Genomic DNA, 23,817 nt, shown 5'->3' with positions numbered 1-23,817 from the left:
GATGGCAACGCTCAATCACAAAGATATCTACGACTTGGATGTGAGTGGACAGGACCCTCGCGCCACCGTTTTGCCGTCGTTCAGGATTGTCAAATCTGAAGGCCCGCAGGCGGTTTTGTGGCTGGATGTGGTGCCGGAGCTGACATGCCTACAAGGGCATTTCCCAGAAAAGCCGATCGTTCCGGGTATTGCCTTGCTTGATTGGGCGGTTCAACTGGCCGATCAGGTTTTTGGCTGTGGCCGTGCGGTCGCCGGTACGCGGAACCTGAAATTCAAAAAGGTGGTTGAACCGCAGACGCAACTAGAGCTGACACTAGAACACCATCCTGAACGAGACCGAGTCAAATTCACCATTGCGTCGGCGTTTGGTGAACATGCCAGCGGTATTGTCGAACTGGTGTCTGCATGATGGCTTCTATTTCCGAGTTCAAACCCTGTGCGCTGGTTCCCAGCTTCAATCATTACAAAGGGTTGCCAACAATTGTGGAACGTCTGACGCAGCTTGCCCTGCCGGTGATTGTTGTGGATGACGGGTCAGCGGAACCGGCGGCCTCGGCGATTGCACAGGTGGCTCAATCTGACGGTTCGGTACGCGTGTTTCGCAACTCGCAAAACGGCGGCAAAGGGGCAGCGGTCATTCGTGGCTTGCAAGAGGCTCAGGCCCTTGGGTTCACGCACACTGTTCAGGTGGATGCTGACGGACAGCATGATCTGGATGCGGTAGAGGAGTTGCTGGACAATGCGCGCGTCGAGCCCGAAATGTTATGGAGCGGTCGCCCTATTTATGAAAGTGACGCCCCTTGGGGTCGCCGGATCGGGCGCTATATCACGCATTTTTGGGTCTGGGTGGAAACGCTGTCCTTTCAGATCAAGGATACGATGTGCGGCCTGCGTGTTTATCCTGTGTCCCGAACACTTGAAGTTTGCGAGGCCGAGGTTCAGGGCCGCCGGATGGATTTCGACATCGAGGTGATGGTGCGCATGTTCTGGAACGGAACACCGGTGCGCCAAATTCCGGTAAAAGTGAATTACCCAGCTGAGAACCATTCGAATTTCGATGCGTTGCGTGACAATATCGCGATCTCGAAGATGCACACACGGCTTGTACTCTCGATGCTGTACCGACGGTTGTTCGGGTGGCTGCGACCGGTCAGATCGGCGCATTGGGCGGATCAAAGGGAACGCGGAACCTATTGGGGCATTCGCTGCGTGGCCACCATATATCGCTTGCTGGGCGCACGGGCAGCGATGGTGCTGATCGCTCCGGTTGTTGCCGTGGCTTTCCTGTGCTCGGGCGACGCGCGCCGGGCGTCGGGCCAGTACTTGGCCCGGGCACGGCAGGCGGGGATTAGCTGTGGCAGCGCGTGGTATCACAGCCTCTGGCAATTTCTGAATTTCGGCCGCGCGGCTTTGGACAAGGCCAGCGCCTGGAATGGCGATATCGGGGCCGAAGATGTGTGGCTGGGCGACGGGGTTGCATCATTGCGCGATCAGGTCGGGGCGGGGCAGGGTATCGTCGTTCTGGTATCGCATCAGGGCAACCCCGAGGTCTTACGGGCGGTGGCGTCGAAACAGAAATCCTTTGTGGTCAATATCTTTGCCCACACCAAACACGCCGAAAACTTCAACAGCGTTCTCAGAAAGCTGGACCCCGGTTCTCAGGCCCGGTTGATCGAGGTAACTGCGCTGAACCCTGTGGTCGCGGGTGAGCTTTATGACCGTGTACAACGGGGGGAATGGCTGGTCATCGCGGCGGATAGGACGCCCGTCGAGGCGCGCGACAATTTGGTTCGCATTCCATTTTTGGGCGATGAGGCTGCCTTTCCCACCGGGCCGTTTCTGATATCACATTTGCTGGAATGCCCGGTCTACATGATGGGGTGCCACCGGCGTGATGGGCGCTTCGAAGTCAGCTGGGAAAAGCTGGCCGACCGGGTGCATCTGCCACGGGCGAAACGGGGGCAGGGGCTTAGGGATTATGCGGGCCGCTACGCTGCCTTTCTTGAGGAACAGATCCGCAAAGCACCCTATCAGTGGTTCAACTTTTTCAACTTCTGGGCATCGGAGCAGAAAGCAAAATGAATTTCCCAATAGCGAGCATCACTTTTGGCGACCGGAACATCTCTTGTTCGGACATCGTTCGCATCGCGCGCCAGCCTGCGGTGACCGCGGTGGTCAACACCAGCCCTACCTATCGCGGCAAGCTGCGGGGCAGCACTGCTTATCTGGACCGCTTGCTGGAAGAAGACGGTGAAATTTACGGTGTGACAACCGGGTATGGAGACAGTGTTATCCGGGCCGTCCCTCCCGCTCTGGTCCCCGAACTGCCCCTGCATCTGAGCCGGTTCCATGGTTGCGGTCTGGGTGAGATGTTGACGCCGGAACAGACCCGCGCCGTACTGGCCGTTCGGCTCAGCTCCTTGACCCACGGGTTTTCAGGTGTCAGCGAAGAGCTGGTGGATCTACTGGCCGGGTTGCTAAACCATGACATTCTGCCCCGTATTCCCTCTGAAGGGTCGGTGGGGGCCAGCGGTGACCTGACGCCCTTGTCCTATGTTGCTGCGGCCCTGATCGGCGAGCGGGACGTCACCTATCAGGGCGAAGTGATGCCTGCGGCACAGGCTTTGGACAAGGCTGGCCTGCATCCGATCACTCTGCGCCCGAAAGAGGCGTTGGCGATCATGAACGGGACCGCGGTGATGACGGCGCTGACCGCCCTTGCGATGGAGAGGGCGACTTATCTGGGCCGATTGGCAACACGTATCACGTCGCTGGCGGCGATCGCCCTGATTGGTAATCCCGCCCATTTCGACGCCCGCTTGTTCGAGGCGAAACCCCATCCCGGTCAGGCCGAAGCAGCGGCCCGTATTCGTGCGGACCTGGTCAATCTGGGCGCTGATTACGAACCTGCACGCTTGCAGGACCGGTACTCAATCCGCTGTGCGCCACATGTGATCGGTGTGCTGTTCGACATGCTGCCGCAGTTTACGCAAATGGTAGAGACCGAGATCAACAGCACCAACGACAATCCGCTGATCGACCCGGATGACCACCGTATCTTGCATGGCGGTCACTTCTATGGCGGTCACATGACGTTTGTTGCCGACTCGCTCAAGAACCTCGTGGCCAATCTGGCCGACCTGATGGACCGCCAGATGGCGTTGCTGGTGGACACCAAGTTTAACCACGGTCTGCCCTCGAACCTGTCCGGTGCAGAGCAGGCGCGCGCATCGATTAACCACGGTCTGAAAGCCTTGCAGATCGGAGCCTCGGCCTGGACGGCAGAGGCGCTCAAGAACACGATGCCCGCCAGCGTGTTTTCACGTTCAACCGAGTGTCACAACCAGGACAAGGTCAGTATGGGAACCATCGCCTCGCGGGACGCGCTGCGGGTCTGCACGCTGACCGAGCAGGTGGCAGCCGCCTTGCTGATTTCGGTCCATCAGGCCGTCTTGTTGCGATTGGAATGTGGAGAATTGCGGAAAGATCAGCTGACGCCAGAAACCCGGACATTCTTGGACCAATTGGGCGAAACGATCCCGCGGATTGATGAAGATCACCCGTTGGACGCTGTTTTGCGCCAGCTGACCGACGACATCCACAAACGCGTGTGGGAGATTTGACGATGATCTCGGCCAGCATCGAGACCCGCGTGCAGTTCTACGATCTCGATCCGATGGAGATCATGTGGCACGGCAACTATGTAAAACTGTTCGAAGAGGCACGCTGCGCTCTGTTGGACAAGCTGGAATACAACTTTCCGCAGATGCGAGAGGACGGCTTTGGCTGGCCGGTGGTCGATCTCCGGGTGAAATATGTGGCACCTGCGCGGTTCGGGATGCGGATTCGGGTAACGGCGACGCTGCGGGAGTACCTCAACCGCATGGTCATTGATTATCAGGTTGTTGATTTCGATACCGATGCGCGCCTGACCAAGGGCCAGACGACGATGGTTTGTGTTGCAGCGGACACCGGTGTCATGCAGTTTGAAACTCCGGCCTCCTTCCACGCCAAAGTCGAAAAACACGGCGACCGGGCCGCATGATGATACGTGTTGTTCTGGTCCTTTTGATGTGTCTGGTTGCTGGTCTGGCGGCAGCAGCGCCTTTGGGTGGGACGTTCCATCAGTCGCGTTACTTGCCCGAGCATGACGTGACGCTTGAAACAACTGGTTCATTTGCCCTGTTACCCGGTGAGGGGCTGATCTGGGCGACCCGAACTCCGTTTGAAACAACGCTGATCGTGGTGCGGGATGGGTTGTATCAATTGAACCCCGCCGGTGATTTTTCTGCGCTTGACGAAGGGCGTGGGGCGCTGGAGTTGACTATACTCGACCGGATGCTCTCGGGCGATCCGCAGGCGCTGGTCAAGACAGGAATATTTACGCTCAGCGACGAAAGGCAGATGCCTAACGGTGATACGCAGATACGCGGCGTCATGAAAACACCGTCCGGCAAATCCGAACCGGTCACGCTGCGCGTTTCGGGTGGGGCAGATCCGGTGCTTCGAGAAATCGTGTTCTGGGCGAAAGATGCGCAAGGGCAATCTTATGAGGCCAATGCTGTGCGACTGGAAGTGGACAGTTCTGACCGGGCCGAGCTTTTGACCCTGTGGCAGCAGTTTCAAGAGGCGCGCTGACTGTGATTCCTGATCGCCGGGTTCTACTGTGGATCGTTGCGCAGGCGGTGTGTGCCGTTGTCCTTTTTATGGGCATTGCCGACGGGCGGTTTCAAATCCGGGGTGACATCTCGACCTTTGAGCACAGCAACAGTGAAGGTTCGGAACTTGACGCAGTTTGGACCGAGTTGCGCGGCCAGCAAACTGGGCAAGGAAGTGTACTTCTGTCGCATCAGGACCCGGATCGCGCCGTGGGTGCGGCGCTTGCGCTAAAGGCTGCCTTGATGGCTCATCCTGGTCTTTTCTCAGCGGAGCTGACGGGACAAAACCCAGAGGACCAGCAATTATCCGAGCTGTTGTTGCAGGCTTTCCCGGGCGTTGTGAGCCGTAAGGATCGTCAGGATCTTGAGCAGTCGGAAGGCGAGGGAATTCTGGCCCGCGCGTTAGCCGGATTGACGATACCGGGCATGGCCTTGTCTTTTACAGATCCAGCGCGCGACCCATTCAACCTGACCGGGCTAGCGTTGATTTCGGCTTTTGATCCAGCAATTCCGGACCAATTGATTGGTGGCGTGCCGGTTTTTCGATCTGCGGATGGCGTATCCCACGTGCGGGTCCCGTTTCAGGCTGATGGTGTCAACGATCTGGAAGGTGAAAGCGATTTAGCCGCAGCAGTTCGTGCGGTCGTTGCTGAAACGCTGCAGGACCGGCCACAGGTCCAAGTCCACTTTCTGGGCGGCGTTTTCTTTTCCGCCGATATCGCCAAAGCGTCGCGGGCCGAGACCGAACGCCTGACGCTGCTGTCCGCCTTGTGGGTGCTGGCCGTAATTGTTGCATCCATGCGATCGGTTCGAATCCTGATTGCAACTGCTTTGGTTCTTGGCCTCGGGTTACTCTGGGGCGGGGCTGCTGCCGCGCTGATCTGGGGCAGTGTGAACACCGTCGCGCTTGGCTTTGCCGGGGGATTGCTGGGCGTGGTGGCAGACTACATCTTTCACTATTTTCTGGCGCGACCAGATTGCGACAAGTGCGTGGCATTGGCCACGCGCAAAGCCTTGCTGTTCGGAGCCCTCAGTTCTGCTGTGGGGTTCGCCAGTTTGCTGTTCGCTTCGTTCGATCTGTTGGCACAAATCGCCGTGATTGCCTGTGCTGGTATCGCTGCGGCAATGACGACGATCCTGATCCTGTTTCCTGCAATTGGCTTGCTGCCCATCCCGACAAATCAGCAACAGGCGTTGTTCAGCGCGAAGTTACGGAGGCAGCACATCCGAATTGCCGGTTTCTTGGGGTACTCGGTCATGGGTTTGGCGCTGCTGGCCGGTGGTTTTCTTAGTCTACAACCACCTTCCGATGATGTCCGAACGTTGGGCCACGCACCCGAGGCGTTGTTGCGTGATGCCGAATTGGGGGCTGAACTGTTCCCCTCAACTCAGATCAGCCGATTTCTTGTGGTCGAGGCGGATGACAGCCAAGAATTGCTGGAACAGCTTGAAAGCATCGCTCCTGCCTTGCGCGGTCTTCAGCAGTTAGGTCAGATTACCTCGGCTTTTGTGATTTCGGACCTGATCCCCAGCCTGTCTCAGCAGTCTGAAACCGCCGCGCTTGTGAAGAATGGACTGGCGCCACGCTGGGCAAGAGTAACGGGCCTGCCATTTGTCGTACCGAAGCCAGAGCTGCTTACTATTGAGAGCGTTCAGGCGGTCGCGCCACAGCATCGCGCCCTGCAGGTCGTGCATCATACGCACGACGGGCGTGTCTGGGCAGCTGTCCCGATTGTCGGAGGAACCACTACCGCTGTCTCTGAATTGGCGCAGCGTTTTGAGGGCGTGTATTTGATGGACCCGGTCGACGGTGCGAACCGAGCCTTTGAACAGTCCCGTAGGGGCGCCCAATACGCTTTGCTGGCGGCGTTGGTTCTGCTCTGGACGTTGTTCTGTATGCGCGACGGTGTGGCGCACGGCACACGGCTGGCGTTGGTGCCTGCTGCGGCGGTTGTGGCGGCCCCGGCCTTGGCCGCGCTGGTCGGGGTGCCGTTGAACCTGCTGACCGTGATGTCTCTGTTTCTGGTGCTGGCGATCGGTGCGGATTATGCGATTTTCCTTGGCGACCCGGATATTGGATCGCATCCCGAGACCTATCGCGCCGTGTCCCTATCCGCTCTGAGTTCGGTGGGTGCGTTCGCGATCCTCGGGAGCAGCAGCCTTCCTGCCATCCACCAGATTGGCTCCGTATTATGTGCTGGTCTGACCGTCGCGTGGCTTCTTTCACCATTTTCAACACATGTCATAGGAACAAATAAATGACGCAGAATTCGACAACCACCGGTGTTGCGATCATTGGAGCGGGGCCTGCGGGCTCGCTGGCGGCCAAGCGGTTGGTTGATGCCGGGCACCGGGTGACAGTGGTTGAATCCGCTCGTCACCCACGGTTTTCAATCGGTGAGAGTCTTCTGCCCTTTTCGATGATCCCATTGGTACGTGCAGGGCTGTTGCCCGAGATTGAAGAGGCCGGATTTCAGATTAAAACCGGGGCGCGGTTCGTGCGGGGTGTGCAGACGACAGACATCGACTTCCGTCAGAAATACGAACCAGGCTGGGGGACTACATTTCAGGTACAGCGCGCCCGATTTGACCAAATTCTGGCAGAAGCGGCCGAACGTGCGGGGGCAGAGATGCTCTATGATACGCAAGTGGTGGACGCCGATATCTCAGCACAGAATGCATCGCTGACGCTGCGCGATGAGGGTGGTCAAATCACGTACCTCAATGCCGATTTTGTACTGGACGGAAGCGGCTTCGGGCGGGTTTTACCCCGGCTTCTGGGGCTTGAGACCCCGTCGGACTTGCCGTTCAGGGGGGCGTTGTTCACCCACATCGAGGATGGCATCACCGATCCGGATTTTGACCGCAGCAAGATCGTGATCACCGTGCATCCGCAGCACCCCGAGGTCTGGTTCTGGCTGATCTGTTTTTCTGACGGGACCAGTTCGGTTGGTGTTGTGCTTGGGGAAGAACACGACTTGGGGGAGGGCGGTGATGACCATACGCGCCTGATGTGGAAATGGGTCAACGATACCGATTTGGGACGTTTACTAAAGGATGCACGCGCGGTTCGACCGACGGGGTGTATTCGGGGATATTCCAAGAATGTCAAATCCTTGCATGGCCAGTGCTTCGCCTTGCTTGGCAATGCGGCCGAGTTTCTGGACCCGGTTTTCTCAAGCGGCGTAACAATCGCGCTGCATTCGGCCGATCTGGCCTGCGATGTTCTGCTGCGACAACTCGAAGGCGCTGAAGTGGATTGGGATCGCGATTTCGCGGTCCCCTTGCGATCCGGAGTGGATGTTTTCCGAACCTTTGTGACCGGTTGGTACGATCAAAGCCTACAAGAGGTGATCTTCAACCACCCCGCTGAGATCAACAATGTCACCCGGATGGTTACGTCGATTTTGGCTGGATACGCCTGGAACCGCGACAATCCTCTGGTCAAAAAACCGGCAAGTGGTTTGGCTGCGATCAGAAAGATGGTCGCCTGATGCGCCGTTTTCTGGCAGGCCTAGTTGCATTGGTTCTGGCAGCCTGCGGGGGTCCGGAGACTGAAGTGCAGCAGGGCGCGCCGGTGTCCGTTCTGCCGGATGAACCTCAAGTTGCATCAAAGCAACCGCAGCCTGAGAGCACGCAGGTGATCACGGTGAACCAGTTGGTCTGGCCGAAACCGCCACTGAAGCTTCAGCAAAAACTGACGCTGGAGGTCGATGGGCAGACGCGGCAGGCGATGGCTTTTCTCAGCCTGTCGGGGGAGGTGGTCGAAATACAGCTGTTTGACCCGCTTGGATTGCCGATTGGGTCGTTGAAATGGGTGAACGGTCAGGCTGAGCCGAATGGCGCGAAATTTCTGCCCGCCCAGATATCGGACCGCCATATCCTGGATGACATTGTTCTGGCCTTTTGGCCGACGGAAGCTCTAGGGCCCTTGATGCGGCGAGATCTGGATTTGAAGGTGACCAGCCATGACCGCAAGGTCAGTGAAGGGTTGCAGCCTCTGGTCACCGTCACCTATAGCAAACCGTCTGACTCGACTGAGCTGACGATCAAGGACCAACAACACGGCTACACCCTAAGAATCTCTTCTGTAGAATTGTCATGACCGCACAACCGTACTTCCTGAACGATCTGGGAATCTCCTGCGCATTGGGGCAGGGGAAGCAGGTCGTGCGGGCGGCGCTTTTGGCCGGGGATCAATCCGGAATGCAACCAGATCCGGGTTACTTGCAGCGCGGAGAGGCGGTTGTTGGCATCGTGCCGGACCTGCCCGAGGACTTGCCCCCCTTGCCGCAGTCGGACAAGTTCGCAACGCGCAGCAACCGCATCCTGTGTGGTGCGTTGATGGAGGTCGAGGACTCGATTGCCAGCGCGGTCGAACGCTACGGGCCAGAGCGTGTAGGCGTTGTAATCGGCGCAACGACAAGCGGAATTGAAGAAGGCCGTTTAGCTCTTGCAACTGCCCATGCTGATGGTGCGTTTGCGTCCGATTTTCGGTTGGAAATGCAGGAACTGGGCAACCCATCGGACTTCGTTTCCACGCTTTACCAGCTTCAGGGTCCGTCCTTCACGGTGTCAAACGCTTGTTCATCAGGGGGCAATGCACTGGCCAGCGGCGCGCGCTTACTGGCGACCGGGCAGTGTGACGCAGTTGTCGTCGGTGGGGTCGACGCGCTGACCAGTCTGACTCTGAACGGGTTTGACGCGCTATCGTCGATTGCACCGGGGCTGTCTAACCCGTTCTCGGTCAATCGTAACGGCATCAATATCGGAGAAGGTGCGGCGGTCTTCCTTATGACGCGCCAGCATTCAAACGTGGCGCTTTTGGGATGGGGTGAAACTTCGGACGGTTATCACATGAACGCGCCGGACCCGTCAGGGCAGGGGGCGATAGACGCTATCAATATTGCGATGGATATGGCCGGTTGCGATGTCGGTGATATCGCTTATGTCAATCTGCACGGAACCGGAACGCGAGCTAACGACGCGATGGAGTCTCTGGCAGTTGCTCAGGCGCTTGGGCAGGGCGTCCCGGTCAGTTCGACAAAGCCCATGACCGGTCACACGCTTGGGGCGGCTGGCGCTATTGAGGCCGGTTTTTTGTGGTTGTTGCTGTCCCGCTCTGCGTCGGATACAGAGCTGCCGCCACACCTATGGGATGGGAAATTGGGAATGGATTGCGAACCGTTGAATTTCGTGGCCCCCGGTGATCCTGGCCGCACCATGCAGCAGGCCTCGGCGATGATCAGCAACTCATTCGCTTTCGGAGGCAATAATTGCAGCCTTGTTCTGGGCAGAAGCGAGCAGTCATGACAAGCGCGGCACCTGATACGTCCGAGGATATCGTTCAGTTCATGCCGCATGACCGGCCAATGGCGCTGTTGGATCGACTGGTCGAGGCCCAAAACGGCCGCCTTAAGGCTGAGGTTCGGATTGACTCGGATACAATGTTCTGTCGGCCAGACGAAGGCGTGCCGAGCTATCTGTCGCTGGAATACATGGCCCAAGCGGTTGCGGCATTGGATGGTTTCTGGAAGGCACAGCGCGGCTGTGCGCCAGCCATCGGCTTTTTGCTGGGAACCCGTGCGATGTCCTTGTCTCGGCCCTTTTTTGACGTCGGAGAAGTGCTGACCGTGACCGTTGAAGAACGATTCAATGACGGAAACATGGCGTCTTTCGACGGGCGTATAGACAGTGGAGCCGAGACCGTCGCCTCTGCCACGTTGAATGTATACAGCCCGGACGGGACCGAAGTGACGAAGGAGGCCGGGGATGCCTGAACGTATTCTGGTCACAGGCGCGAGCAAAGGGCTGGGGGCTTCGATAGCCCAAAAGCTGGCGGGCGACGGATTCGAAATCGCATTGCACTACGGGCGCGACCTCGCTGGTGCAGAAGCTCAGGCCGAAGTGATACAAAGTCAGAGTGGCACTTGCAATTTACTGTCATTCGATGTCTCTAATCGCGACCAATGTCGGAAAATCATCGAACAGGATATCGCGCAAAACGGGGCCTATTTCGGGGCCATTCTGAATGCTGGAGTGACGCGGGACGGTGCCTTCCCCGCCCTCACCGGTGAGGATTGGGATGGGGTCGTTGATACCAACCTGAATGGTTTTTACAACGTGCTGCATCCCCTGTTGATGCCGATGATCCAGCGCCGCAAGCCCGGACGAATTGTCACGATGACGTCGGTTTCGGGAATTATCGGCAACCGGGGGCAGACCAATTATGCTGCTTCAAAGGCCGGCTTGATTGGGGCGTCCAAGTCTCTGGCCATTGAATTGGCCAAGCGCAGAATCACTGTGAACTGCGTGGCGCCGGGTGTCATCGAGACTGCCATGACCTCGGAACTGCCCGGCGATATGGTCAAAACCCTGATTCCGATGCAGCGCGCGGGTCTGCCGGAAGAGGTGGCAAATCTGGTGTCTTTCCTGTGTTCCGACGGTGCCTCGTACATCACGCGGCAGGTGATTGCCGTGGACGGAGGTCTGCAATGATGCGCAGGGTCGTCGTAACAGGCATGTCTGGCGTCACGTCTCTGGGCGAGACATGGGGCGAAATTCGGCAGCGGATGGAGCAGGGGCAGACCGGTATCCGGTACATGCACGAATGGGATGACTGTCAGGATCTGAACACCCGGCTGGGCGGGCCGATCGACACGTTCGAGCCGCGCGACCACTATAACCGCAAGGCTCTCAGAACTGCCGGGCGGGTGGCCGCGCTGTCGATGTATGCGTCGGAGAGAGCACTTGAGATGGCAGGTCTGAAGGACGACCCGGAGCGCCTGCACACAGGGCGTGCCGGGGTCGCCTATGGCTCATCCTTCGGCAACGTTGATCCGGTTATCGATTTTGCTCGCCTTCTGACGGATCGCACGGCGCGCAACCTGAATGCGGCAAGCTATGTACGTATGATGAGCCACACCTCGGCCGTCAATATCGGCATCCATCTGGGGCTGACCGGGCGGGTACTGCCGACATCATCGGCGTGCACCTCGGGCAGTATGGGTATCGGGTTTGCTTATGAGGCGATTCGGGATGGGCAGCAGGACATCATGCTGGCCGGCGGGGCCGAGGAAATGAGCGTCGGCATGAGTGCCGTCTTTGATACGCTGTTTTCCACCAGCGCGATGAATGACCACCCGGGTCAGACTCCCCGGCCTTACGACAGCGCCCGAGACGGTCTGGTGATCGGCGAGGGTGCTGGGACACTGATTCTTGAAGAATTTGAACACGCCGCCGCCCGCGACGCACCCGTCGTTGCTGAAATCGTCGGTTTTGGCACCAATTCGGATGGCAGTCACGCGACACGACCGCAATCCGACACGATGCAGATCGCCCTGCGACTGGCCTTGCAAGACGCCGGGCTGGAACCTGAAAGTATCGGTTTCGTCAGCGGTCACGGAACCGCAACGGATGCCGGTGACATTGCCGAAGTTCATGCGACCTCGGCCGTTTTTGACCGTGCCGTTCCCATGCACTCGCTCAAGGGGCATTTCGGACACTCGCTTGGTGCCTGTGGCGCCATCGAAGCCTGGCTGGCGATTGAAATGATGAATGATGGCTGGTTCCCGGCGACCGCAAATCTCTCAGATACTGATCCAAGATGCCTGGCAGTCAGCGCTGCGACGCCCGACTTCCTGATTGGCGTGGCGCGTGACATCCAACCCCAATTTGTGATGTCCAACAACTTTGCCTTTGGCGGGATCAACACGTCCCTTATTTTCAAGAAGGTTTGATCGGAACTCATGCAAGATGCACTCTCACCGATTCTGGTGACAGGAGGAGCGGGTTTTGTTGGGGCTCATCTGGTCCGGCATCTTCAGTCCCGCAACTGCGACGTCGTGGTGGTGGACGACCTGTCCAACGGTCGGCGCGCGCGCCTACCTGGTGACGTGCCAGTTTATGAAACCTGCATCAGCCGGGTAGACGAGATTGCGCGGATTCTTAACAAGCATCACTGCCGCACGGTGGTGCATTTGGCAGCATCGAAATCCGTCGCCGAGTCGGTGCGCGATCCTCTGGTTCACTATCGTAATAACCTGTCCCACAGTGTTGCGCTGATGGAGGCCAGTGCAGCAGCAGATATCCGTCAGTTCCTGTTCGCGTCTTCAGCGGCTGTTTACGGCGATGTGCCCGGAGGGATCGTGGCCGAGGACGCCATCCTTTTGCCCAAATCCCCCTATGGCTTATCCAAGAAGATGTTCGAAGACGTGCTTCTGTCTTCGGTCGAGCATTACGGGATGACCTGCGCCATTTTGCGCCTGTTCAATGTCGCAGGCCGCGGGACGTTCATGACCCACGAAGTTAGTGCTGGAAGTGAACCCAGCCTTCTGGACGCGTTGGCCGCGTGTCGGGTGCGGGCGGTCAATGCCGGCAACGTCGAATTCCAGATTTTGGGCAATGATTATGACACGGAAGATGGCACCTGCGAGCGCGACCTTATACATATTGACGACGCTACCGAGGCGTTCTGGCGCAGCCTTCAGTACATCTCTGAGACCGGCAAAAACCTCGTCGTCAATTGTGGCAGCGGGACAAGTCGCTCCGTGAAACAAATTGTGCACCGGTTTCGGGACAGGCATGCACCGTCGATCACACCGGTCTACGCGCCCAGACGTAATGGTGACATTGCAAAGATCTGTGCGGACATCAGCGCTCTTAAACTTGCCACGGGATGGGAGCCAGTAAACAGCGAGCTTGACAGGATTCTGGTTTCTATTTCGAATTCTTCGTAAAGAATAACGCGCCGCCAACTGTTCTGCGCGAGGCACGTCATTCTTAATCAGTCTGAGATGGATCGTACCGGGAATGCACTTATTGCCTATTATCCAGACCTCAGCGAGTATTTTATTGATAACATTGACGATCGTAGATCCCCATACAAGTGCAAGCACTTGTATCTTTGAATTTCTTGCAGAAGCACCAACTTAAGCGCTTTGTCGTCCAAGTTTTAGCGCGAAAAATACCCTTCCTCCGGGAATTTGGAATAGATGAGTACTTGAGATGCAAAATGCTTGGGTGGCAAGTGCAATTGCAGGGTCATAGCGACGTTCCAACAGAGGCGGCTGGCCCGCAGCCGTAGAGCGCGCCCGGTTGCGCTATCGATCGACAACGCGGCCCGCGGCAGTCGGGACTGCGGTAAATGTTTACAGATCGGGTTGAGGTTGCAGGTGCTTGGCTACGCCTTTGCAAACCAAGAATTCCGGTGATGTTGTGACAATGGAAGTGGTGAAGCAGGACCTGAAGGCGCTGTGTCTCTACACAACATGCCCTCTCAGCTTCAAAGGCTCAGGTCAGCGTTGAGTATGAAATTCTTGAGCGTAGCAATAACGATGACCAAGTTGAAGTCTATGATGCCTACGCCGCCCCCTTCAAAGAAATCTTGCCAATCGGCAGCGGTTCATGATGCATCGGGCTAAACGTCAGTGGATAATGTAGCCGCAAACAGAGTGGTCGTTGCAGTACTATCGGTGTCAAAGAGCGCGAAGCAACGCTTTTTCAATCACTTCCTGCAGGGTCTAGAAACTGTATTTCTCAGGCGGCCTAATAGGTACATTTCAGATGAGCGTCGCAACAGCGTGTGTGAGTGGCAGACGTTCTTCGTTCTGGCATTAAGTTTGATCAAACTTGTTATGATACACAATCTTGTGCCACTTGGGCAAAGAGCTTTACGTATTGTGCGCTGCTCCCAACCAGGGATTCGTCGGGGGAAACCCTAATCACAAATGACCGGAAAATCGGGTTTCAGAGCGCGGCTAACGGAAATACAATTCGTTATAGATGATTGCCCTCAATATTTATGCGAGGAGTGCATGTGGTGATTGTTCAAATGTAGTGAAGTATTGAAAAGAAAAATGCGCATCGCTCTTACCACATGCATATTGGCCGTTGCAGCATTGCACGTGAGCAGCCTCATCTGACTTGTCCAAATTGATTGTTAGGGTCAGGACTTCGGTAACGGGGTCGCTTCAGTCAAGCGGTTTTGGATATAACAATTGATCCGCCGGAGCGGGTACCTTGGTATTGTTAGTGTCCGTTCCGCCTTTTCTCGCGGCTTTCGGCTGAGATCCTTCGGGTACTTGCTTCGGTTCGTGGTCAGCGCGATGGCTGCCAACATGATGCTGGTTCGATGTAATTCCGATGTGTCCATCTCATAGGCGTGCTTGGCAAAGAACAGCGACAGTCCTGACCACGGCATCATCGGAACCACGTCCCTGGGGGACCTCGAAAGCCCGCGCTCAAGCAGGCAACGGGTAAGGCAATGACAAAGTCAGGTCATTTTCGGTGCCTCATCGGGCTGGAACTCGGTGCCGTCGATCCAAATCCGATGAAGTATAACAGCGATGCGGCGCGCGAGAGCAACCATTGCGATTTTGCGACCGCGACGTTGAGCCAATTGGGCGCCCCATGTTCGCAACCAAGTCGACCGGCCACGGTTCATCATGACGGTTGCGGCTTGGCACAACGCCCGCCTCAGATTCACGTCACCAGCTTTGGTGATACCGCCTGACACGTCCCGTTCACCGGACTGATTGCGCGAAGGCGTCAAACCCACCCAGGGATCAACTCTCTTTGACGACCGAAAGCGAGCCGGATCATCGACCGCAGCACGGAATGTCAACGCTACTACTGCACCGATCCCAGGCATCGACATAAGGCGTAGGCATACTGGATCATCCCCAGCCAACTGGCGCACGCGCTTTTCGAGACCGGCCAGTTCCTGTCGCAGAGATGCTCTGGCACGCAGCATTGGTGCTGTCGCGGTTTCCAGCATGGGATTTCCATCTGCCAATTCCCGAATGCGGGCCTCGAATCTGCCGCAAGAGATCGCGCCCACCTTGAGGCCAAAGTTCCGCAGCAGTCCTCTCAGCGACATTTCCAGGGCGATCATGTTTTGTTGAATGGCTTTGCGGGCACCGAGAACGGCGCGGGTTTCTTGAGCCGAGACCGATTTGCAGTGAACCGGGCGGAACCAGCCAAGGTGAAGCAGCCGAGTGATCCCCTCGGCATCGCGCCGATCCGTCTTGATCGGCATGGCCTTCAATGCGCCTTTCATTTGGCGCGTTTCCATGAGTACCGCATCAAGGCCAGCTTCGGTCAGCCCACGGTGCAGCCATTGCGACAGTGGCCCGGCCTCCAGGCCAATCGCAGCGATGCTGCCGTCAAGTTCATCAAACCAACGCGCCAGAACTTCGGGTTCACTTTCAGTCTCTGCTTCTTAGCTAATCTGGCCGTGTTCGCTGATCACGCAAATAGAGGTCTTCGCAAGCGATACATCCAATCCAACAAATAATTCCATCCCGTCATCGTCCATGTGGGCACAATACGGGAATGGCGACAGCGCGGTGCTGACCTGGCAAGTGGCAACGGACGTGCGTGACGCAGGCCCCGTTACAGCATCTCATAGCCAATAGATGACGAGAGCTGCGAGGGCGATTGCAGAGAGGAAGACCTTCGGACACCTGTCGTATCGGGTTGCCACACGGTGCCAATCCTTGAGCCTGCCAAACATGATCTCGATCCGGTTGCGGCGTTTGTATCGGCGCTTGTCGTACTTCACCGTTGTTTTGCGCTGCTTCCGACCGGGGATACAAGCGTGTATCCCTTTGTCTTGCAACGCTTCTCGGAACCAATCGGCATCGTATCCGCGATCTCCGAGTAGCCAATCGACATTCGGTATGCCGCTAAACAGAGCCCGAGCACCGATGTAGTCACTGACCTGTCCTGCGGCTATAAACAGGTTCAGCGGGCGTCCCAGACTGTCGCAGATGGCGTGCAGTTTGGTGTTCATGCCGCCCTTGGTTCGGCCAATCAGGCGTCCACGCCCCCCTTTTTGACGCCCATGCTGGTCGCTGTCCGGTGAGACTTCAGATAGGTCGCGTCGATCATCACAGTCTTCTGTTCGCCGTGCTCGGCGGCCAGGCCAGCCATCATTCGCGCGAAGATACCCTTGTCGCTCCACCGTTTCCATCGATTGTACAGCGTCTTGTGCGGTCCATAGGCAGCAGGGGCATCCCGCCACCGCAAACCATTGCGATTGATGAAGATAATCCCGCTCAACACACGCCTGTCATCGACGCGCGGCTTGCCGTGGGGCTTCGGAAAGAAGGGCTCCAGACGCGCCATTTGCGCATCCGTAAGCCAGAAGAGATCAGACATGTTCACCGCTCGTTTTTGAGCCGTGAATCACGCCGCAAAATGGAAATCAATGGGTCCTGACCCTAGAAGGGCGAAACGTGTGCTCGTGGTGGGGTGTTCAGGAGGTGGAAAAAGCACGCTTTCTCTCAAAATATCTGAGCGCTTCAATCTGGAATATCTATCGTATGACCGCGACGTCCGCTGGTTGCCCGGCTGGCAAGTTCGCGACCGCGAGGAGCAGCGCCAAATTGTTGCCGATTTGGTGCGAAGGGATCGGTGGGTCATGGACGGCACAACTGTATCTACATTCGACCTGCTTCTTCCTCGCGCCGATCTTTTGATATGGGTTCGAGTTCCAAGACACGTCGCACTGGGCGGCGTTGCGCGAAGAGTTCTTGCAAACTACGGCAGGGTTCGGATCGACATGGCTGAAGGATGTCCCGAGCAATTGCCTGATCGCGAGTTCCTGACCTTTATCTGGACATTTGAGACAAGAGTTGCGCCTCGCTTGGTGAGTGCCATTGATCGCTTCGGCCCACACGTTCCTGTCGCAACGATTTCGAAGCGGAGCGAATTCCCTGCATTGCTAGATGTTTAAAAAAGCCGAAATGCCAGACTAAGACGCCCATCCCCTTCACCTTTTGCACAGGAGCGCGGGTCACGTTCCTTTTTGTGATCCTCACTACACGACCGGAAAACTTCTGTGAGCCCAACAGAGACACCGAACGGTCGTTCTCATTGGTCAGTTACTTCTCGCCTTTGGGACGTATCGAGCAAAGCCGATTGTTTTGTCATAGCGTGAACGAGAAGTTCGTCGATTTTGAGAGGGTGACGAAACCGTCACCGCAGACCTGACGCAGAAGGGGGCGGTACTACCGCCCCTTCCACCTATCCAGCCAACAACCGCTCACAGGTGGTCACAACTGCGTTTGATCCACTCCCTGCGCTTGGTAAACCCGCCGCCAACACATAGATTGACCGTAAGCTTCGATCACCCTTTTGAAGCTGATCACTCAACGCCCGCCACGGCAGCCCGGTTCTTGTTACTTCCTAATGGAATGCCTTGGTGGGCGCTTTTCAAATTAAGATATAAGTATTTATAGCTCATTGCTCACCAATGGCTGTTGTACAAACGATCAATGATCGGGTGTAGTTGGGCAAATCCGGAACCTGGCCGCGGGGCGTCCAGTTCCCGAACTGCTTGCTACGCGCCAGCCAGTTGCGCGGGCTGCCTTCTCGAACCAACCTGCCACGATCTACCTTTAAGCAAATATTTTGGCGAGATGGCTGTTCGTTATTGCGAATTTCGGAAAATAATTCAGAATCCTACTTCATTGAGGTTCCGAGGGCGGATCAAATAAAGGCCATCACTCCCCTCGCTCGCACAACTGCAGAATGGGTGAAACAAGAGGAACCTGATGTCATCGGCGTTCGGGAACTTTGGCGGAGGTTGAAAAACCGAAATACTTTCAAGATGATCAAATGCGGTAGAGGGTCGAGCACTTTTTTCCTTGAACAGAATTGCATCGCCGTTGATGTCGAGCTCATAAAACGCAGTCCCAATCAAATAGCTTGGGATGTATGAATAGGCGTAGGTGATGTAACTTGTCTTGTCAAAGCGCAGGAAGTTAATTGCTTTGTCGTTTTGTGGATCAGGGTAGTGATCTGGTTCTTTGTGAGTGCCGTCATAATAACCTAGTGCGAACTCTGGAGCACCAACGGCTTTGAGCGGAATAGCTCTATCAAAACGATCAGGGAAACCCGAAATTCTCACGTCATAATCCCAGTTCGTCTTAATTTCTGCGCTGCGGCGGGGAGTATGGAACCTAAGCCAACTGCCGTGAATCTTGATAAAGCTGGCTTGCCTGTCATAGTAATGTATTGAATTAGCGTGTAGAATAACTTCTGCATCCTGGGCAAATTTCTCAATGTATTTCCCCCATGAACTCTGAGTAAGAACCCGAGTCTCCTCATTGTTCAGAATTTCCAGTACAGGGCTTGCGTTGAAGCTGCGTTGTGAAAGGTCGTAGACAAATTCTGGCGATACAACGTAGTGAGAGAACGGAACCAGTTCTGCATCTTCAGGCAGCTCCATAGAGTCAGTTCGACGCCCGGCCGCATCATACCGGTGTATTGTCGTTGTTCCGGTCGACGTATCGATACCTTCTGAAACGAGATAGAAACTTCCATTGGGATGAAATGTTATGGTGGGGTGCCTTGTTCCGGCGATGAAGTGAAACTCATAGTTGTTGCTCCCTTTGACTTGGCTCAACAATGGGGCGTTGCTCAAGCGGCTGCTTCGGAATGCTTCGGGATTTGAAACATCTATCGTAGAACACTGCTCCAACAACGCTAAACCTGTTAGAATCGCAATGAAGCCTAGGTACTTGAATATTCTCATGCTATTATTGATGCGCTGTAATTCTAAGAACATCAATTCCCGCTTTGCCCCGCGCCTTTCCAGTTCGATTATCGTGCCACGATAATCAAGTCTGATGCCGGTTGAGGGACCTGTAGACAGTTGGACGAGACACGGAATACGCTTCGGTCAGATCACTTTGGTTGTTTTCTGGGCCTTTTTGCACAAAGGGCGTGAGGGATTCACTGTTTGCATCCAGGGTGGTAGCTGATGGTCATGAGCAGCTGGTCTCCCACGAAGTACAAGACAAAGAACTGGCGGTCGTATAACACTGCGCGGAGGCAGCATGGTTCGCTATCGATCTGGTTTGATCCTGCGATGCCCTGGCATGCGGCCCCGACCGGCAAGCGCAGTCGCCAGCCCGAGCTCAGCGATGCTGCAATTCAGGTTTGCCTGACGATCAAGGTGCTTTTCGACATGCCCTTTCGCCAGACGACCGGTTTTGTCGAGAGCCTGCTGCGTCTGGCGGGGATCGACTGGAAAGTGCCGAACTTCAGCACTCTGTGCCGCCGCCAGAAGACACTGAACCTCGCTATTCCCTCCCGTAGTGGGTCCGGGCCGCTCCATCTGCTGATCGGTGCGACCGGGATCAAGGCGGAAGGTGAAGGTGAGTGGAACGCCCGCAAGCATGGCGGGCCAAAGAAACGCCTTTGGCGCAAGCTCCATCTCGGAATGGACGAGGAAACACTGGAGATCCGCGCGGTTGGGGTCACAACAAGCAACGTCGGCGACGCCCCAATGCTGCCCGATCTGCTGGAACAGATCCCACCCGATCAGGAGATTGCCACAGTCACGGCCGATGGGGCTTATGACACACGCAGGTGCCACAACGTGATCGCCGCTCGGGAAGCCGCCGCCATCATTCCGTCGCGCAAAAATGCCCAACCTTGGAGGCCAACCACAGAAGGTGCCGTCGCGCGTAACGAAGCCGTGAGAGCCTGCAAGTATCTCGGACGGGCCCTATGGCGAAAGCTGACCGGCTATCACCGCCGGAGCCGCGCAGAGGCAAAGATGAATTGCGTCGAACGACTTGGCCAAGGCCTCATGGCGAGGGACTTCGGTCGGCAAGTTGCTGAGCTGCAGGTCCCGATCGCGGTTCTCAACCGCTACACAGCTCTTGGCATACCCGTCACAGAGCCCGCAGGATAAGTACCTCCGGGGAAAGGGGAAGCTCGATCTTCACCCGTTTCGTGCAACAGAGCCACCGGTACCTGGAAATGACGAAAGCGACCAATAAGTTCGAAGTTGTCGAGCCCGCTTTCTGCTGCCCCTGCGTGGCGGTTGGAGCTTCTCTTTGTGACATGCCCGCCGGAAATTCCTGTGGTTCACTTGGCGGTCCTGAGGTTCGATCATAACATGCGGCCTCCGACAATTTAACCAGCGATGTTTCTCGGTGACCACCTCCGTGGCATTGCGCATGCCTTGCCTAACGATCCTGACCTGCTCACCTGAAAAACCTTCGTCAGAAGTAACACTGCCTTCTGCACGGCATCCGGCGTTGTCACTTTTTTGAATATAAATCCCGCAGTATCGAATTGTAGAGCATCTGCCTCGTCGGCAGTTTCTTCAGCCCGGTGCAACTGGCATCCAGCGTCCGGAAATTCTTCGCATACCAAGTCTTTCCCAAGGAAGCTCTTCATAGACAACTTGAAGGTGTCTGTGTCACGGAACTCTTAACTGTAGGGCGCTAGTTCAAACACGAGGAGTAAAACCACCTGTAAACCGATTCCTTGATTGCAGGCCGTGCCTCAATAACGGAAATGTGAAAGCTGGGGGTACTTTGCGCGTCAGTCAGACGTGAACCGATACGGCGACCCTTTGAATCCATCGCCGAACTCATGTGGGGTAGCAGTTGTTGCGCTGCGGCTTTCAGAAATCTAAGGGCACAAAAGCTGGGTGGTGCATTCTGAGAGGTTCACTTTATTGTTGACCATTTGGAAACACGTTGTTTAACAAGGAAAAGCAGTAAGTTACAGGGTTTATATAGTGAAGTTACAATCTCGCAGGTTGACCGCTGCATTCATTGGGGTGTTTTACAGGCACGATACAAGGCTGGGAATCGACGAGGCTTATTGTTCCAACCTGAACGCGGGCGGAATTTTCCCGGCGTTGCTTGGTCGCTATTGGCGTGATGCGATTTGCGTTGACGCTCCAGTTTCCAGTTCTAACGTGGCACGAAAGGCGCAAGTGCACAGGCGCTCCCGCTGTGATGTAGCGATTGGCATGGTCGCCTTCAATTTGGTGCTCAGAGCTAAAGCAACCTGTCAGCGCTTCATTGGGTGTTCTGATTACTTCTGAAAGAATATCGACAATTACAAGATGAGGTTGGACGATCATTGTGACTGGTCAGGGTAATAACTCACACTCCGCGCCTGTGAACTGGAAGGCTGAGTATGAACATCTCGCTAACGACGCGCCCATAGTTCCTTTAACCGATATCAAGCCGTACCGAGAAAGATCCATTGATCTAGATGTTGCTGAGCATTTTGTCTTTCTCTTGTTTAACACCGACGAGGTTTTTCAAGCTGCGCTTGAACAAGGACAGTGGCTGCAAGATTGGTTTAGCCGACCAGACGTAGAGCTTTTGCTTCCAAAAGAAGCAGAAGACTACCCCTTTGCTCCGTTTGAATTGACCCGGCGTTTTAGAGGTTGGTTTAGCCTTAAATATAACATTAGCAATGATGGCGGGACCTTCTTGCATGACATCCAACAACACATGATTGGTCTGTATTTTGAACGCGGCTTCGAGCCTTCCGAAGAGAATGTTGAGGGCGAGTTGCTGGCAGTGAGAACCGTGAAAATAAGGGTTAGATAGTGGAATTTGGCATATTAAATAACTCAGCGGCATTTTCGCTCTACGCATCAGGGAAATTGGTACTCTCGACACCTTATCACAATATGGATTTGGTGTTGTGGTCACTTAGGAAGCCGATACAGAAATGGTGTGCTTTGCTTCTAGACCCTCAATTCTCGAATAAACTGCCAGTGTACTCTTACCTGGCGCCAACTCATAATATGAATTAACTGATGTTCCTTCTATTGAAACTTACCGTAAGGGTACTGGCCATGCCAATGTATCTATTGTTTGCATCGGCATTAGTCTTATTGGCATCAGGGATTTTTATTTCATCATTTGGCGACGCCCCGGGCCAATGTTACCAGAATATTTTTTCAACCCAGCGCTTATTGATTATTATGGTGAGCATTCCCCTATTTTTCATCGTCGTTAGATACCACCAGTTCAGCGCCAAAAAGATAATAGCCCTTATTTTCACTATTTTGGCGTTTACGATCATTTTGGTGGATCCAAAATCATTAGATTATGGAGATTTTACTGAAGCGGCGGGGTTTCATACTGATGTATGCGTCAATATTGGACTTCAGTTCATTTTACTTACGTGGGCGGCATCTTTGACCGCTATAGAGACAATCAAGATCTTAAGATGAAATACTGGAATGTAAAATGACACAACAAGAAATAGAAATACCGAAAACCACGATAACCCAAAGGGCGCTTGCTGGTGTTGGTTATGTAGCTAGCAAACTGAGCGACGTTGCCCAAGCCACAGGTGCAACTATAGAACTAGGTACAGAGAAACTAGCAAAACAAATTAACCAAAGATTTGTCAATGACCCTACTACTTCCGCAGTTGTATCAACTTTGGCTGAAACCGTAGAAAATACTGTATTAACTACCGGAAAGCTAGGTAAAGTCGTCACAAGTTTGGCGTCCGTAGCTACAAGTTGGAGTTCTTCACTCAGCTATTATTCTGCGGGCACCTTGAGGAATAACCAATTAGAAGAAGCTGGAATACAACCCATATTTGACACAGATATTTTGGCGGAAGTTGATTTCGGTTCGGTTTCAACGAGTTTTTCAATCCCCTCTTTTGAAGAAGAAACGGCGCTGTTACTCAGTCGGCGGCAATTGTTTAGGAATTTAGATGATTCAGCTAGTGTTTTGAGAGAATTGATTGACGATCCAAGCTTCAACATTGAGAACCGGGAAGAGTTAGATCGCGCGCTCACCATTGTGGTTAATGCCGGTCAACTTAGGGACGGTTTTAGCACGATGTCCCAAATGGCGAGATACATCGGTGAAAACCTAGAGGAGCTTCAGTCCGCCACGAATCGGCTTTCTATGTCGCTTCAAACTCAAATTGATTTGGCGTCCCGTCAGTTTGATGAACTAAATCCGTATATTGGAGATGGATTTGGAAATGCTGTGGAGACTTATGAACGTTTAGCAATTTCTGGAATTGAATCCGCAGATGCGGCCAGCGATGCCGCCGCTGCAGTATTGTCTCTCTTCTCTGTTGGCGGGGCACTCGTTGAAGAGTACGCAGAAAGTGTGGTATCTGAGAACCTTTCTGTCTCCGATTTAATTCAATTACCACTTTCAGAGGATCAAAAGCAGATACTCCTTGACACTATTTATAAAGACGGAAATCTCTTCGCTCCAGGCGGATTGTTTCATTTTGATTTGAGTGAAGTTGGCGAAAATATTGACGGCGCTTATGAGCGCTTTAGCGGTATTTTTAACCACGTTTACGAGCGATACTTGCAAAATGAAGGTTTAAGCCAACGAGACGGCAGTTT

Annotated in this window: 20 protein-coding genes and 1 pseudogene; 18 read left to right on the top strand and 3 right to left on the bottom strand. The window is 55.0% G+C overall.

Features of this window, described 5'->3' with window-relative positions:
* The first annotated feature begins 1 nt into the window (after nt 1).
* From RA27_RS17220 to RA27_RS17160, 13 genes are read left to right on the top strand one after another with little or no spacing between them, the layout of a single operon-like run.
* Nucleotides 2-409, top strand: a complete 408-nt coding sequence (locus RA27_RS17220) for a hypothetical protein (protein WP_052265341.1) — start codon at nt 2-4, stop codon at nt 407-409.
* Entirely contained in the window at nt 409-2,082 is a 1,674-nt protein-coding gene (locus tag RA27_RS17215; protein WP_039542038.1) for a glycosyltransferase family 2 protein, read from the top strand. The genes RA27_RS17220 and RA27_RS17215 overlap by 1 nt, the downstream gene beginning before the upstream one ends.
* On the top strand, nt 2,079-3,623 hold the full coding sequence (locus tag RA27_RS17210) for an aromatic amino acid ammonia-lyase (protein WP_039541918.1): 1,545 nt from the start codon (nt 2,079-2,081) through the stop codon (nt 3,621-3,623). Before RA27_RS17215 ends, RA27_RS17210 begins: the two co-directional genes overlap by 4 nt.
* A gap of 2 nt (nt 3,624-3,625) precedes the next feature.
* Nucleotides 3,626-4,045 carry a thioesterase family protein gene (locus tag RA27_RS17205; protein WP_039541915.1) on the top strand — a complete coding sequence of 140 codons (420 nt, stop codon included), beginning with the start codon at nt 3,626-3,628 and terminating at the stop codon, nt 4,043-4,045.
* Nucleotides 4,042-4,638 carry a hypothetical protein gene (locus tag RA27_RS23230; RefSeq protein ID WP_052265339.1) on the top strand — a complete coding sequence of 199 codons (597 nt, stop codon included), beginning with the start codon at nt 4,042-4,044 and terminating at the stop codon, nt 4,636-4,638. Before RA27_RS17205 ends, RA27_RS23230 begins: the two co-directional genes overlap by 4 nt.
* Nucleotides 4,639-4,640: 2 nt before the next feature.
* Nucleotides 4,641-6,920: a hypothetical protein gene (locus RA27_RS17195; protein WP_039541913.1), complete on the top strand. Its 2,280-nt coding sequence runs from the start codon at nt 4,641-4,643 to the stop codon at nt 6,918-6,920.
* Nucleotides 6,917-8,152 carry an NAD(P)/FAD-dependent oxidoreductase gene (locus RA27_RS17190; protein WP_039541910.1) on the top strand — a complete coding sequence of 412 codons (1,236 nt, stop codon included), beginning with the start codon at nt 6,917-6,919 and terminating at the stop codon, nt 8,150-8,152. Before RA27_RS17195 ends, RA27_RS17190 begins: the two co-directional genes overlap by 4 nt.
* Entirely contained in the window at nt 8,152-8,763 is a 612-nt protein-coding gene (locus tag RA27_RS17185) for a DUF3261 domain-containing protein (protein WP_039541908.1), read from the top strand. The genes RA27_RS17190 and RA27_RS17185 overlap by 1 nt, the downstream gene beginning before the upstream one ends.
* Complete coding sequence (locus RA27_RS17180; RefSeq protein ID WP_039541905.1) at nt 8,760-9,971, top strand: beta-ketoacyl-ACP synthase; 1,212 nt, start codon at nt 8,760-8,762, stop codon at nt 9,969-9,971. Before RA27_RS17185 ends, RA27_RS17180 begins: the two co-directional genes overlap by 4 nt.
* Nucleotides 9,968-10,438 (top strand): hypothetical protein, encoded by a 471-nt coding sequence (locus RA27_RS17175; RefSeq protein ID WP_052265338.1) that lies wholly within the window; start codon nt 9,968-9,970, stop codon nt 10,436-10,438. Before RA27_RS17180 ends, RA27_RS17175 begins: the two co-directional genes overlap by 4 nt.
* Nucleotides 10,431-11,156 carry a 3-oxoacyl-ACP reductase FabG gene (gene fabG / locus RA27_RS17170; RefSeq protein WP_039541903.1) on the top strand — a complete coding sequence of 242 codons (726 nt, stop codon included), beginning with the start codon at nt 10,431-10,433 and terminating at the stop codon, nt 11,154-11,156. The genes RA27_RS17175 and fabG overlap by 8 nt, the downstream gene beginning before the upstream one ends.
* Entirely contained in the window at nt 11,153-12,397 is a 1,245-nt protein-coding gene (locus tag RA27_RS17165; RefSeq protein ID WP_206539998.1) for a beta-ketoacyl-ACP synthase, read from the top strand. Before fabG ends, RA27_RS17165 begins: the two co-directional genes overlap by 4 nt.
* Nucleotides 12,398-12,406: 9 nt before the next feature.
* Nucleotides 12,407-13,396: an NAD-dependent epimerase/dehydratase family protein gene (locus tag RA27_RS17160; protein WP_039541900.1), complete on the top strand. Its 990-nt coding sequence runs from the start codon at nt 12,407-12,409 to the stop codon at nt 13,394-13,396.
* Nucleotides 13,397-14,931: 1,535 nt separating this feature from the next.
* Here RA27_RS17160 and RA27_RS17155 read toward each other — a convergent pair.
* Nucleotides 14,932-15,960: pseudogene (locus tag RA27_RS17155) on the bottom strand (IS110 family transposase).
* 102 nt (nt 15,961-16,062) lie between these two features.
* Nucleotides 16,063-16,820, bottom strand: a protein-coding gene (locus RA27_RS23765; protein ID WP_152610725.1) for an IS5 family transposase whose coding sequence is annotated in 2 segments (ribosomal slippage) — nt 16,063-16,499 and nt 16,499-16,820 — 759 coding nt in all. Because the reading frame shifts where the segments join, the coding sequence is not laid out codon by codon here.
* Nucleotides 16,821-16,869: 49 nt separating this feature from the next.
* On the opposite strand from RA27_RS23765, the gene RA27_RS17140 reads away from it, so the two are divergent.
* Complete coding sequence (locus RA27_RS17140; RefSeq protein WP_039541891.1) at nt 16,870-17,397, top strand: ATPase AAA; 528 nt, start codon at nt 16,870-16,872, stop codon at nt 17,395-17,397.
* Nucleotides 17,398-18,117: 720 nt separating this feature from the next.
* Here RA27_RS17140 and RA27_RS17135 read toward each other — a convergent pair.
* Nucleotides 18,118-19,233: a hypothetical protein gene (locus RA27_RS17135; RefSeq protein ID WP_039541888.1), complete on the bottom strand. Its 1,116-nt coding sequence runs from the start codon at nt 19,231-19,233 to the stop codon at nt 18,118-18,120.
* 201 nt (nt 19,234-19,434) lie between these two features.
* On the opposite strand from RA27_RS17135, the gene RA27_RS17130 reads away from it, so the two are divergent.
* The 4 genes from RA27_RS17130 to RA27_RS17110 all read left to right on the top strand — a co-directional run.
* Nucleotides 19,435-20,367 carry an IS5 family transposase gene (locus tag RA27_RS17130; protein WP_039542028.1) on the top strand — a complete coding sequence of 311 codons (933 nt, stop codon included), beginning with the start codon at nt 19,435-19,437 and terminating at the stop codon, nt 20,365-20,367.
* Between the two features lie 1,189 nt (nt 20,368-21,556).
* A complete protein-coding gene (locus RA27_RS17120) occupies nt 21,557-22,033 on the top strand; it encodes a hypothetical protein (protein ID WP_152610724.1) in 477 nt (158 codons plus the stop codon).
* A 212-nt stretch (nt 22,034-22,245) separates the two neighbouring features.
* Complete coding sequence (locus tag RA27_RS17115; RefSeq protein ID WP_039541878.1) at nt 22,246-22,665, top strand: hypothetical protein; 420 nt, start codon at nt 22,246-22,248, stop codon at nt 22,663-22,665.
* A gap of 16 nt (nt 22,666-22,681) precedes the next feature.
* On the top strand, nt 22,682-23,817 hold a 1,136-nt coding region (locus RA27_RS17110), incomplete at its 3' end, for a hypothetical protein (protein WP_039541876.1).

The sequence above is a fragment of the Ruegeria sp. ANG-R genome (genome assembly GCF_000813985.1).
Classification (GTDB): Bacteria; Pseudomonadota; Alphaproteobacteria; order Rhodobacterales; family Rhodobacteraceae; genus Ruegeria.
This window is presented reverse-complemented; position numbering and strand designations above follow the sequence as displayed.